The 12,315-nt window shown below is 70.6% G+C and carries 11 protein-coding genes; 9 read left to right on the top strand and 2 right to left on the bottom strand.

Features of this window, described 5'->3' with window-relative positions; genetic code table 11:
• The first annotated feature begins 112 nt into the window (after nucleotides 1–112).
• From mshD to pstB, 8 genes are all read left to right on the top strand, one after another.
• Nucleotides 113–1,075 carry a mycothiol synthase gene (mshD, locus tag ABT015_RS31225; RefSeq protein WP_350885117.1) on the top strand — a complete coding sequence of 321 codons (963 nt, stop codon included), beginning with the start codon at nucleotides 113–115 and terminating at the stop codon, nucleotides 1,073–1,075.
• 321 nt (nucleotides 1,076–1,396) lie between these two features.
• The gene (locus ABT015_RS31230) at nucleotides 1,397–3,574 is read left to right on the top strand and encodes an RNA degradosome polyphosphate kinase (protein WP_350885228.1); all 2,178 of its coding nucleotides are present in this window, start codon (nucleotides 1,397–1,399) and stop codon (nucleotides 3,572–3,574) included.
• 103 nt (nucleotides 3,575–3,677) lie between these two features.
• Nucleotides 3,678–4,766: a CHAD domain-containing protein gene (locus ABT015_RS31235; RefSeq protein ID WP_350885119.1), complete on the top strand. Its 1,089-nt coding sequence runs from the start codon at nucleotides 3,678–3,680 to the stop codon at nucleotides 4,764–4,766.
• Between the two features lie 31 nt (nucleotides 4,767–4,797).
• Complete coding sequence (locus ABT015_RS31240) at nucleotides 4,798–5,277, top strand: NUDIX hydrolase (RefSeq protein WP_402455749.1); 480 nt, start codon at nucleotides 4,798–4,800, stop codon at nucleotides 5,275–5,277.
• A 243-nt stretch (nucleotides 5,278–5,520) separates the two neighbouring features.
• Nucleotides 5,521–6,651 (top strand): phosphate ABC transporter substrate-binding protein PstS, encoded by a 1,131-nt coding sequence (gene pstS / locus ABT015_RS31245; RefSeq protein ID WP_350885121.1) that lies wholly within the window; start codon nucleotides 5,521–5,523, stop codon nucleotides 6,649–6,651.
• A 148-nt stretch (nucleotides 6,652–6,799) separates the two neighbouring features.
• On the top strand, nucleotides 6,800–7,777 hold the full coding sequence (pstC, locus tag ABT015_RS31250; protein WP_350885123.1) for a phosphate ABC transporter permease subunit PstC: 978 nt from the start codon (nucleotides 6,800–6,802) through the stop codon (nucleotides 7,775–7,777).
• Nucleotides 7,774–8,850 (top strand): phosphate ABC transporter permease PstA, encoded by a 1,077-nt coding sequence (gene pstA, locus ABT015_RS31255; RefSeq protein ID WP_350885125.1) that lies wholly within the window; start codon nucleotides 7,774–7,776, stop codon nucleotides 8,848–8,850. Before pstC ends, pstA begins: the two co-directional genes overlap by 4 nt.
• Nucleotides 8,851–8,889: 39 nt before the next feature.
• Nucleotides 8,890–9,666: a phosphate ABC transporter ATP-binding protein PstB gene (pstB, locus tag ABT015_RS31260; RefSeq protein ID WP_063348284.1), complete on the top strand. Its 777-nt coding sequence runs from the start codon at nucleotides 8,890–8,892 to the stop codon at nucleotides 9,664–9,666.
• A gap of 157 nt (nucleotides 9,667–9,823) precedes the next feature.
• Here pstB and ABT015_RS31265 read toward each other — a convergent pair whose 3' ends face one another.
• On the bottom strand, nucleotides 9,824–10,819 hold the full coding sequence (locus ABT015_RS31265) for an inorganic phosphate transporter (protein ID WP_350885128.1): 996 nt from the start codon (nucleotides 10,817–10,819) through the stop codon (nucleotides 9,824–9,826).
• Between the two features lie 5 nt (nucleotides 10,820–10,824).
• The gene (locus ABT015_RS31270; protein WP_063348282.1) at nucleotides 10,825–11,445 is read right to left on the bottom strand and encodes a DUF47 domain-containing protein; all 621 of its coding nucleotides are present in this window, start codon (nucleotides 11,443–11,445) and stop codon (nucleotides 10,825–10,827) included.
• Between the two features lie 392 nt (nucleotides 11,446–11,837).
• Here ABT015_RS31270 and ABT015_RS31275 point away from each other — a divergent pair, with 392 nt between their 5' ends.
• Nucleotides 11,838–12,230 carry a metal-sensitive transcriptional regulator gene (locus ABT015_RS31275; protein WP_350885130.1) on the top strand — a complete coding sequence of 131 codons (393 nt, stop codon included), beginning with the start codon at nucleotides 11,838–11,840 and terminating at the stop codon, nucleotides 12,228–12,230.
• Nucleotides 12,231–12,315: the final 85 nt, after the last annotated feature.

The raw sequence follows: 12,315 nt of genomic DNA on the forward strand, positions 1-12,315 counted from the left end.
AGGGGGGACCCTGTGGGAGAGTAGGACGCCGCCGAACAATCATTCACAGAGAACCCCCATCCGGGAGACCGGATGGGGGTTCTCTGCATTTCCGGTGACGTATCGTCGGGGCATGGACGATCAGACAGCGGTCATTGCGAACAGTGCGCTCCGCCCCGAGCAGCGCGACGGCGCCCTGCGCGTTCTGGCGGACGCCCAGGCGGTGGACGGCCGGGCTGCCGTGTCCGAGCAGGGCCGGCTTCGGCTGCGTTCCTCGGACACTCCGCGCCCCGGCGTGAGCCACTTCATCGAGAGCGAGCTCGGCGCCGTCGTCGGTTACGGACAGCTCGAAGTCCAGGAGGGCTCCGCCTCCAACCCCGCCGCCGAGCTGGTCGTCGACCCGGCCGTCCGCGGCCGCGGCCTGGCCCGGCCGCTGGTGGACGCGGTGCTGGCACAGGCCCACGGGGCCGGCCGCGACGCAGTGGACTTCTGGGTGCACGGCGGTCACCCGGCGGCCCGGCACCTGGCCGGCCGGTACGGTGCCGAGCTGGTCCGCGAGCTGCGGCAGATGCGCCGCCCCGGGCCGCAGACCGAGGCCGTCGCCGTCCCCGAGGGCGTCGAGCTCCGGACCTTCCGCCCCGGCGAGGACGACGCCGAGTGGCTGCGGTTGAACGCGCTGGCCTTCGCCCACCACCCGGAGCAGGGCTCCTGGACGGAGCGGGACCTGGCGGAGCGGCTGGCCGAGCCCTGGTTCGATCCGGCCGGCTTCTTCCTCGCCACCCGGGGCGGCAAGGTGGTCGGCTTCCACTGGACCAAGGTGCACCCGGCCACCGCCACCGAGCCCGCGCTCGGCGAGGTCTACGTGGTCGGGGTGGACCCGGCGGAGCAGGGCAGCGGTCTCGGCCGTGCCCTGACCGCCGCCGGTCTGCGTCACCTGACCGGTTCGGACGCCGGCGAGCGCGGACTGGAGACGGTCCTGCTCTACGTCGACGCCGACAATCCGGCCGCGGTGCGGGTATATGAACGACTGGGGTTCACCATCCACGAGGTGGACCTCATGTACCGCGTCCAGTACCGCGAGGACCAGGCGGCCTAGGAGCCTGACAGGACCGGACAGGACCTACAGGACCTAGCGGCTCCGGGTGGTCCGGGGCAAGGGGTCGGACGTCACCGGCCCTTGCCTCGACCGACTCAGCTTTCCTCCTGGCCATGCGGTGTTTACCGTGGATTCAATTGCTGCCGCGAAGATCACAGGATGAAGTCCGTAGTGTCTCGCTCGTGCAGAGTCGACCGCCACGCGCCGGCCGGCCCTGTACGGACCGCGCCCGGCGGGTGGGCGTTGGCCCTGGGCGAGGACGACGGCCCGCAGAGCCATTCGCGTCCGGACGACGTCCTGCTGCTGGAGGAGCTGGAGCCCATGAGCATCCCCCGCCCCGTCTCTGCCTCGCTGTCCCCGCCGGCCAGGATGTCCGGTGCGCTGGGGATACCGCCCGAGCTGCCGGCCGAGGACGAGCAGGAGTTCGACGCACTGCCGCAGGGCCGCTTCCTGGACCGCGAGCGCAGCTGGCTCGCGTTCAACGAGCGCGTTCTGGAGCTCGCCGAGGATCCGGGGATCCCGCTGCTGGAGCGGGCCAAGTTCCTCGCCATCTTCGCGAGCAACCTGGACGAGTTCTTCATGGTCCGGGTGGCCGGGCTGAAACGCCGGATCGCGACGGGCGTCGCCCAGCGCAGTGCCTCCGGGCTCCAGCCGCGCGAGGTGCTGGACCTGATCTGGACCCGCTCGCGCGAGCTGATGGCGCGGCACGCCGCGGCCTTCCAGCAGGAGGTGCTGCCGGACCTCGCCACCGAGGGCATCGAGGTGGTCCGCTGGCCGGAGCTGGCCGAGAAGGAGCAGGCCCGGCTGCACACCCTGTTCCGGCAGAAGATCTTCCCGGTCCTCACCCCGCTGGCGGTCGACCCGGCGCATCCCTTCCCGTACATATCGGGGCTCTCGCTCAACCTGGCCGTGGTGGTGCGCAACCCGGTGTCGGGGCACAAGCACTTCGCCCGGGTGAAGGTGCCGCAGTCGCTGGCCCGCTTCCTGGAGGCCTCGCCGCAGCGTTACGTCCCGCTGGAGGACGTGATGGGCGCGCACCTGGAGGAGCTGTTCCCGGGCATGGAGGTGCTCGCCCACCACGCCTTCCGGGTGACCCGCAACGAGGACCTGGAGGTGGAGGAGGACGACACCGAGAACATCCTCAAGGCCCTGGAGAAGGAGCTGATGCGGCGGCGCTTCGGCCCGCCGGTGCGGCTGGAGGTCGAGGAGTCGATCGACCCCTACATCCTGGACCTGCTGGTGCGGGAGCTGAACATCACCGAGGCGGAGGTCTTCCCGCTGCCCGGTCCGCTCGACCTGACCGGTCTGTTCGGGATCGCCGAACTGGACCGCCCGGAACTGAAGTACCCGAAGTTCGTGGCGGGCACCGCCCGTGGGCTGACGGACGTCGAGTCGGCGTCCCAGCCGGACATCTTCGCCGCGATGCGCGAGCGGGACGTCCTGCTGCACCACCCGTACGACAGCTTCTCCACCTCGGTGCAGGCCTTCCTGGAGCAGGCCGCCGCCGACCCGGACGTCCTGGCGATCAAGCAGACGCTGTACCGCACCTCCGGCGACTCGCCGATCGTGGACGCGCTGATAGACGCGGCGGAGTCGGGCAAGCAGGTGCTGGTCCTGGTCGAGATCAAGGCGCGCTTCGACGAGCAGGCCAACATCAAGTGGGCCCGCAAGCTGGAGGAGGCCGGTTGCCACGTGGTCTACGGCCTGGTCGGGCTGAAGACGCACTGCAAGCTGTCGCTGGTGGTCCGGCAGGAGGGTGACACCCTGCGCCGCTACTCGCACGTCGGCACCGGCAACTACCACCCGAAGACCGCCCGGCTGTACGAGGACCTGGGGCTGCTGACCTCGGACCCGCAGGTCGGCGCCGACCTCTCGGACCTCTTCAACCGGCTGTCCGGCTACTCGCGCCGGGAGTCCTACCGCCGCCTGCTGACCGCCCCGCGCGGCCTGCGCGACGGGCTGGTCTCCCGGATCCACAACGAGATCGCCCACCACCGGGCCGGCCGGCCGGCGTACGTGAAGCTCAAGGTCAACTCGATCGTCGACGAGGCCGTGATCGACGCGCTGTACCGGGCCTCGCAGGCGGGCGTGCCGGTCGACGTCTGGGTGCGCGGGATCTGTGCGATCCGGCCGGGGGTGCCGGGGCTGAGCGAGAACGTCCGGGTCCGCAGCATCCTGGGCCGCTTCCTGGAGCACTCCCGGGTCTTCGTGTTCGGCAACAACGGAGATCCGGAGGTCTGGATCGGCAGCGCCGACATGATGCACCGCAACCTGGACCGCCGGATCGAGGCGCTGATGCGGATCACCGACCCGGCCCACCGGGCCGAGCTGTCCGGCCTGATCGACCTCGGGATGTCGGACGAGACCGAGTCCTGGCACCTGGGGCAGGACGGTGCGTGGACCCGCCACTCGCAGGACGCCGAGAGCCGGCCGCTGCGGCACGTCCAGGATCTGCTGATCGACTCGCGCCTGCGCCGCCGGGCCGCCGCCTCGCGCTGACGCGACCACTGATGCGAGCCGCTGGAACCGCAGGGGACCGGTTCCAGCGGTCGGCCACCAGCCCCGGGGGGACGAACCCGGGGGAACGGGGATCTACCACGCCATGACCGATGCGCCGATGACGGCCCAGGCGGCCGCCACCACGACCGCCGGGGACATCCTCTCCAGCCACCTCACCGCCCAGGCCGGCGCGTTCCTGCGCGCCCTGCCGCTGACGGTGGGCGAGGTCGGCGCCAGACCGGGGACGGCCGCGGTCGTCCCGGCGGCCGGTACCGCCGACCTGCTGCGGGCGGTCCGGCGGATCGGCGGGCTGCTGCACACCTTCGGCTCCGTCTTCGAGCAGGCCTGGGCCCAGGAATCGCGCACCGAACTGCGCTGGCTGCTCAACCTGCTGGCGCTGGAGCCCGGTTACGTCCGCCGCTCGGCCCGGCTGCTGGGCGCGCTGGACTCGCTGAGCGGCAGCGATCCGGACGGGACGGGCATGCTGGCCGGGCACGTCGGGGCGCCCAAGGCGCGGGCGCTGCTGGACCGGCAGCTGACCCTGGCCCGGACCAGGGCGCACTCCTCGGTGCTCCAGGAGCTCCGGTCGGCCCGGCTGCACGCGCTGGCGGACCGGATGACGCTGCTGGTCGGCGACGCCCCGCTGCTGGAGTCGGCGGGCGGCCGGGCGTCGGCGGTGCTGCTGCCGCAGGCGGCCGCCGCGTTCACGGCGCTGTCGGCGAGCGCCCAGCAGCTGCCGCTGCACCGGGCCGCCACGCCGTACGGCGGCGACGGGCTGCGCCGGCTGGGCGCCGTCCCGGCGGCGCGCGGCGCGGTGGACGCGGACACGGCGCTGGCGGCCGACGACGCGCCGTGGGCGCGGACGCGGATCCTAGTGAAGCGGGCCCGGTACGCGCTGGAGGTGTGCGGTCGCGGATCCGCCGAACTGGACGAGCTGGACGAGGTGTTGGGCCGGCACCAGGAGGCGGCGGACGCGGCGGTCACCGCGGCCACCGCCGCGCGGACCCCGCGGATCACCCCGGCGACCGCCTACGTGCTGGGCGTGGTGCATGCTGATCAGCGACTGGAGGTGGAGGCGGCGCGGTACGCCTTCGGCCGCCGGTGGACCGACCTCCCGCCCGGCCTGGACGGCTGGCCGGACCTCCCCCCTGCCGAGGGCTGGGGGCATTCCCCCGCACCACGGACGGCCTGAATTGCGCGATCGCCTGAGCACCGGGCCGGCAGTGGACGCACCCGCGACCGGGGCGGGGCACGCCCGGGTGATCCTGGCGGCGGGCGCGGTGCTGTGGCTGCCGGGCCGGCCGAAGAAGAGCGGCCGGCTGGGGCGGCCGCGGATCGCGGTGATCCACCGGCCCAAGTACGACGACTGGAGCCTGCCGAAGGGCAAGCTCGACCCGGGGGAGGGGGTGGTCGCGGCGGCGCTGCGCGAGGTGCGCGAGGAGACCGGGTTCGCCTGCCTGCTCGGTCCGGAGCTGCCGACCCAGCACTACCTGGCGCAGGGCCGGCCGAAGGAGGTGCGCTACTGGGCGGCGGTGCCGTCGAGCGGGGCGTTCCGGCCGAACCGCGAGGTGGACCGGCTGGAGTGGCTGCCCGCCGGGAAGGCCCGCGCCCGGTTGACGCACGACCGCGACCGGTTGCTGGTCGACGCCCTGCTGGCGATCCTGGGTGCGAAGCCCGTACGCGCGGGCGGTCACCGTCGGTGAAGGAGCGGTGGGAGTGATCTCGTCGCGCCCTTGCCGTGACGCAACCGTGACTACCTGGCGTAGTTTCCTGTCATCCTTTCGAGGTTCACTCTCCGTTCACTTGTGACCGGCTGTCGTGTCACCTACCCGGCCTAACTTCGGGTTTACCGGAGGGCCGAACGGGCCCCGGACCACAGCAGAACCCGCGCCCGCCGTCCTCGTACGGCCCGCGCGACGGGCAATGCCACAGAAAGGGACACCCCTGTGAAGCTCCAGCGGAACGGCCGCTCCAAGGCCCTCGCCATCGGTGCCATGGCGCTCGTCAGCTCGCTGTCGCTCGCTGCCTGCGGCTCGGACGACAACGGTGCCAAGGCGGCCGGTGGCTCCAGCGGCTCCGCCTCGACCGCCGCGGTCAACTGTGGCAAGGGCGGGACGCTGCTCGCTGCGGGCTCGACGGCTCAGGCCAACGCGATCGACGTGTGGAAGACCACCTACGGCGCGTCCTGCTCCGGCACCACCGTCAACTACAGCGGTGGCGGCTCCGGCGCCGGTGTGCAGCAGTTCAACCAGGGCAAGGTCGCCTTCGCCGGCACCGACTTCGCGCTCAAGCCCGCCGACGTCGACGCCTCCAAGGCGGTCTGCACCGGCGGCAAGGCGATCGACCTGCCGCTGGTCGCGGGTCTCGTCTCGCTGGTCTACAACGTCGACAACGTCGACAACCTGGTCCTGGACGGCCCGACCTCCGCCAAGATCTTCGACTCGCAGATCACCAAGTGGAACGACCCGGCGATCGCCGCCCTGAACCCGGGCGTGCAGCTGCCGGACGCCGAGATCCAGACCGTCCACCGTTCGGACGACTCCGGGACCTCCTACAACCTCACCTCCTACTTCGCCAAGACCTCCGGTGGCGCCTGGACCGCGGCGCCGGAGAAGGCGTGGAAGGGCAAGGGCGGCCAGTCCGCCCAGGGCAGCGCCGGCGTCTCCGCGCAGATCAAGCAGGTCAAGAACTCCATCGGCTACGCCGAGCTGTCCTACGCGCAGAGCAACAACCTCAAGAGCGCCAAGATCGCCACCGGTGCGGCCAAGCCCGTCGAGGCGACCGCGGCCAACGCCGCCCTCACCTTCGCCTCCTCCACCGTCGTGGGCACCGACGGCGACCTCGCCCTCTCGCTGGACTACGGGACCAAGGCCGACAACGCCTACCCGATCATCCTGGTGACCTACGAGATCGCCTGCGACAAGGGCAACAAGCCGGAGAACCTGGACAACCTCAAGTCCTTCCTGACCTACGCCGTCAGCGACGCCGCGCAGAAGGCGATCGGCGACAAGGGCTACGTCCCGCTCCCCGCCGCCATCAGCGACAAGGTCAAGGCCGCCGTCTCCTCCCTGGCCTGACCCGACAGGAGCACCGGTGGGACGGCCCCGTGAGCGAGGGGGGCCGGGGTCGTCCCACCGGAACGCACCGACCCAGCACGAACGTCCGGGGCACCGCCGCCATGGTGCCGTCCCCCTCCGGGGCGGCACCACCAGACCGGAGTAGACAATGACTTCATCCTCCCCTGCCGCCCCGCGAGGCAGGGAACGCCGACCGCGCGACAGCCGCTTCGGCGACAAGATCTTCATGAACCTCGCCCGCGGTTCGGGCATCCTGCTGCTGGTCATCATGGCCGCGATCGCCGGCTTCCTGGCCTGGCGCGCGGGCCTGGCCCTCAGCACCAATGAGGGCAACTTCCTCACCACCTTCGAGTGGACGCCGGACGCCACGAAGCCGGTCTTCGGCATCGCCGTCCTGGCCTTCGGCACCCTCGTCAGCGCCGTCATCGCGATGACGATCGCCGTCCCGGTGGCCATCGGGATCGCGCTGTTCATCTCGCACTACGCGCCGCGGAAGATCGCCCAGCCGTTCGCCTACCTGGTCGACCTGCTCGCGGCCGTTCCCAGCATCGTCTACGGCCTGTGGGGCGCGCTCTTCCTGGTCCCGCACATGGACGGCCTGACCAGCTGGCTCAACCAGTACCTCGGCTGGACGTACCTCTTCGACCAGACCAAGTCCGGCACCCCGCGCAACCTGTTCACCGTCGGCATCCTGCTGGCGATCATGGTCCTGCCGATCATCACGGCGGTCTCCCGCGAGGTGTTCCGCCAGGTGCCGCGGATGCAGGAGGAGGCGGCGCTCGCGCTCGGCGCGACCCGCTGGGAGATGATCCGCACCGCGGTGCTGCCGTTCGGCCGCCCCGGCATCATCTCGGCCTCCATGCTCGGCCTCGGGCGCGCGCTGGGCGAGACCATCGCCGTCGCGGTGGTGCTGTCCGCGAGCAACGTGCTCTCGCTGCACATCCTCGACGCGGGCGGCGGCACCTTCGCGCAGAACATCGCGCTGAAGTTCGCCGAGGCCGGCAACAACGGGCGTGACGCCCTGATGGCCTCCGGCCTCGTCCTGTTCGTCATCACCCTGCTGGTGAACGGTGCCGCGCGACTGATCATCGCCCGCCGCAAGGAGTACTCGGGGGCCAACGCATGACCGCGGCAACGACTTCCGTCACGGCCGACGCCCGGCCGCTCAGCCGGTCGCTGACCGCCAACCGGCTGCCCAAGTGGGCCCCGGCCGCCGTCGCGGTCGGCTCGATCGCGGTCGGCTGCGGGATCGGCGCCGCCGCGGGGCTGGAGAGCCACCTGCAGTGGGGCCTGATCTCGGCCCTGCTGTTCCTGGTGATCAGCTACGGCGTCTCGGCCCAGGTCGAGGGCCGCCGCCAGGCCAAGGACCGGTTCGCCACCTCGGTGGTCTGGGTCGCCTTCATCCTGGCCGTCGTCCCGCTGATCTCCCTGACGATCTACACGATCCAGCAGGGCATCGGCGTGGTGAACGGGAACTTCCTGAGCCACTCGATGAAGGGCGTGATCGCCTCCGGCCCCGGCGGCGGCATCTACCACGCGCTGCTCGGCACCATGCAGCAGGTCGCCCTGGCCACCGCGATGGCCGCCCCGGTCGGTCTGCTGACCGCCGTCTACCTGGTCGAGTACGGCCGCGGCACGCTCGCCAAGACCGTCACCTTCTTCGTCGACGTCATGACGGGCATCCCGTCGATCGTCGCCGGTCTGTTCGTCCTCTCGCTCTGGAACATCGCCCTGGGCTTCAGCTACTCGGGCTTCTCGGGCAGCCTCGCACTGGCGATCCTGATGATGCCGGTCGTGGTCCGGTCCACCGAGGAGATGCTCAAGCTCGTCCCGAACGAGCTGCGCGAGGCCTCGTACGCGCTCGGCGTGCCGAAGTGGAAGACCATCCTGCGGATCGTCCTGCCCACCGCGATCGGCGGCATCACCACCGGCGTGATGCTGGCGGTCGCCCGCATCACGGGCGAGACCGCCCCGGTGCTGATGCTGGTCTTCGGCGCCGACGCCATCAACAGCAACCCGTTCGACGGACCGCAGCAGTCCCTGCCGATGTACATCTGGCAGCAGTACTCGGTGGTCAACAACGACTTCGGCTACGCCCGCGCCTGGGGCGCCGCGCTGGTGCTGATCGCCTTCGTGATGGGGCTCAACCTCATCGCCCGGGGCATCGCACGCTGGCGCTCGCCCAAGGGCGGACACTGACCGACTGACGTACGAAGACAGACGAGAGAAGCAACGATCATGGCCAAGCGCATCGACGTCAGCGGACTGTCCGCCTACTACGGCACCACCAAGGCCATCGAGGACATCTCGATGAGCATCGAACCCCGCTCGGTGACCGCCTTCATCGGCCCCTCCGGCTGCGGCAAGTCCACCTTCCTGCGCACCCTCAACCGGATGCACGAGGTGATCCCCGGCGCCCGGGTCGAGGGCAAGGTCCTCCTGGACGACGAGAACCTCTACGCCTCGAACGTCGACCCGGTCGCCGTCCGCCGCTCGGTCGGCATGGTCTTCCAGCGCCCGAACCCGTTCCCGACCATGTCGATCTACGACAACGTGATCGCCGGCCTCAAGCTCGCGGGCGTGCGCAAGAAGTCCGTCCTGGACGAGGTGGTCGAGCGCTCGTTGAAGGGCGCCAACCTCTGGAACGAGGTCCACACCCGGCTGAACAAGCCGGGGGCCGGCCTCTCCGGCGGCCAGCAGCAGCGGCTGTGCATCGCCCGCGCCATCGCGGTCGAGCCGCAGGTCCTGCTGATGGACGAGCCCTGCTCCGCGCTCGACCCGATCTCCACCCTCGCGATCGAGGACCTGATCGGCGAGCTCAAGTCGCAGTTCACCATCGTCATCGTGACCCACAACATGCAGCAGGCGGCCCGCGTCAGCGACCGCACCGCCTTCTTCAACCTGGCCGGCGTCGGCCAGCCCGGCAAGCTGGTCGAGCTGGACGACACCCAGCGGATCTTCTCCAACCCGTCGGTCCAGGCGACCGAGGACTACATCTCCGGCCGCTTCGGCTAGGCCGTACCCCCGCCCCCAGCCGACGGACCGCGGTGTCCGGAGGCGAACGGCGAGCACACAGGCTGCTCCGCGGTGCTGCATGGCGGTGCCGCCGTGGAGCATGAAGAAGGGCCCGCCCCCGAGATGTGGGGGCGGGCCCTGTCACGTGCGGGGCCGGTCAGCCCCAGAACAGGTGGGCGAACCAGTACACCAGCGCTGCGACGATGGCGGCCGCCGGCATCGTGATGAACCAGCCGAGCACGATGTTCTTGGCGACGCCCCAGCGCACCGCGCGGATCCGCTTGGTGGCCCCCGCGCCCATGATCGCCGCGGTGATCACGTGGGTGGTGGAGATCGGCGCCTTGAAGACGAACGAGGTGACGTACATGACCGTCGCGGCGGTGGCCTCGGCGGCGAAGCCTTGCGGCGGGTCCAGCTCGATGATCTTGCGGCCGAGCGTCCGCATGATCCGCCAACCACCCGCGTAGGTGCCCAGCGAGAGCATCGTGGCGCAGGAGATCTTCACCCACACCGGGATGCCCTCACCGGAGTGGTGGCCGGAGATGGTGAGCGCCATCACCACGATGCCCATGGTCTTCTGCGCGTCCTGCAGACCGTGCGCCAGCGCCATCGCGGCGGCCGAGGCGGTCTGGGCGACCCGGAAGTTGCGCTTGGCCTTGTGCGGGTTGGCCCGGCGGAAGATCCACAGGATCGCCAGCATCACCAGGAAGCCGCCGACCAGGCCGACGATCGGCGAGACGATCATCGGGATGACGATCTTGTCGAGGACGCCGCCCCAGATCACGTCGATGCCGCCGGCCATGGCCGCGCCCACCATGCCGCCGAACAGCGCGTGCGAGGAGGAGGACGGCAGGCCGAAGTACCAGGTGACCAGGTTCCAGGCGATCGCCCCGACCAGTGCGGCGAACAGGATCACCATGCCCCGGTCGCCGGTGGGGGTCTCGATGATCCCCTGGGAGACGGTGTGCGCCACGCCGCTGCCGAGGAAGGCGCCGGCCAGGTTCATCACCGCGGCCATCGCCAGTGCGGCCCGGGGGGTCAGCGCACGGGTGGAGACCGAGGTGGCGATCGCGTTCGCGGAGTCGTGGAAGCCGTTGGTGTAGGTGAAGAAGAACGCAACGCCGACGACGGCGATGAGTGCTGCCATGTCCACGAGGGTCAGGACTCCTTGACGGCGATGGTCTCCACCGTGTTGGCGACGTGCTCGAACGCGTCCGCCGCCTCCTCAAGAACGTCCACGACCTGCTTGAGCTTGAGCACCTCGATGGCGTCGTACTGGCCGGAGAACAGGTGGGCGAGCAGCTTGCGGTGGATCTGGTCGGCCTGGTTCTCCAGCCGGTTGACCTCGATCCAGTACTCGGTGAGGTTCGACATGCTGCGCAGGTTCGGCATCGCCTCGGCGGTGAGCTCGGCGGCCCGGGCCAGCACCTCGATCTGCTGCTCGATCCCCTTCGGCAGCGTCTGGATGTCGTAGAGGACGACCAGGTCGACGGCCTCCTCCATGAAGTCCATGATGTCGTCCAGCGACGAGGCGAGGTTGTAGATGTCCTCGCGGTCGAAGGGCGTGATGAAGGACGAGTTCAGCTGGTGGAACACGGCATGGGTGGTGTCGTCCCCGGCGTGCTCGGCGGCGCGCATGCGCTCGACGATCTCCGCGCGGGCCGACACGTCTGATCCCAGCAGTTCCAGCAGGAGCTTCGAACCGACGACGAGGTTCTCCGCGGCGGCAGAGAACATGTCGTAGAAGCTCGTCTCCTTCGGGGTCAGGCTAAAACGCACGGAAATCTCCGATGTGCGGGGTAGGGACTGAACGATGCTAGGTGCAACCAAGCGCAATCGTGCAAACGGGGTGGTGATGGTGGAGGCGGAACCTCCTCTTCCGTTCGGCTGCCGCACCAGCTGACCCGGACCGCACACCCAGGTGCGGACGTGAGCCCCCAGTCTGACGGAACCTCGCCCGGATTGTCCCCGTGGTACGTACGGAAGACGGGGGCGCCGCTCAGACGGGTGAACTGCGCGGCGGCCCGTTCGCAGACCGTTCGCAGACCGTCCGGAACCCGCCCTGAACCCTTCGGCACATGCCGCGTCGGCCGTCGGAACACCACGGACGGCCCCGGTGTTGGACACTGGTGGCCGACGCAGCCACCAGGCATCCAGACGAAGGCGGGCCGATGACCACGACGCAAGCGCGCACCGAGCCGGACCACGGGCACGGCACCGACGCGCAGGCCGACGCACCCGCCGCCCCCGCGGCCGCCACAGGACATCAGGCCGGGCACGGCCCGCACGGCTACAGCGCGCAGAAGGACGCCCACCTCAAGCGGCTGCGCCGGATCGAGGGCCAGATCCGCGGCCTCCAGCGCATGGTCGACGAGGACGTCTACTGCATCGACGTGCTCACCCAGGTCTCGGCCGGCACCAAGGCGCTGCAGTCCTTCGCGCTGTCCCTGCTGGAGGAGCACCTGCGGCACTGCGTCGCGGCCGCCGCCGAGGAGGGCGGCGCCGAACTCGACGCCAAGGTCGCGGAGGCCACGGCCGCGATCGGCCGGCTGCTGCGCAGCTGAGGCCGGGCCGGGCGAGCGGGCCCGGGCCGCGAACGCCACCGGTCGCCAACACCATCCGGTCGCCAACACCACCCGGCCGGGAACA

Source organism: Kitasatospora sp. NPDC094016, from assembly GCF_040304045.1.
Classification (GTDB): Bacteria; Actinomycetota; Actinomycetes; order Streptomycetales; family Streptomycetaceae; genus Kitasatospora.

What these genes read in the sequence shown, in the direction of transcription:
- ABT015_RS31230 (WP_350885228.1), top strand. Translation starts at nt 1,397, where the DNA reads ATGAGCATCCCCCGCCCCGTCTCTGCCTCGCTGTCCCCGCCGGCCAGG.
- ABT015_RS31235 (WP_350885119.1), top strand. Translation starts at nt 3,678, where the DNA reads ATGACCGATGCGCCGATGACGGCCCAGGCGGCCGCCACCACGACCGCC.
- pstC (WP_350885123.1), top strand. Translation starts at nt 6,800, where the DNA reads ATGACTTCATCCTCCCCTGCCGCCCCGCGAGGCAGGGAACGCCGACCG.
- pstA (WP_350885125.1), top strand. Translation starts at nt 7,774, where the DNA reads ATGACCGCGGCAACGACTTCCGTCACGGCCGACGCCCGGCCGCTCAGC.
- pstB (WP_063348284.1), top strand. Translation starts at nt 8,890, where the DNA reads ATGGCCAAGCGCATCGACGTCAGCGGACTGTCCGCCTACTACGGCACC.
- mshD (WP_350885117.1), top strand. Translation starts at nt 113, where the DNA reads ATGGACGATCAGACAGCGGTCATTGCGAACAGTGCGCTCCGCCCCGAG.
- ABT015_RS31275 (WP_350885130.1), top strand. Translation starts at nt 11,838, where the DNA reads ATGACCACGACGCAAGCGCGCACCGAGCCGGACCACGGGCACGGCACC.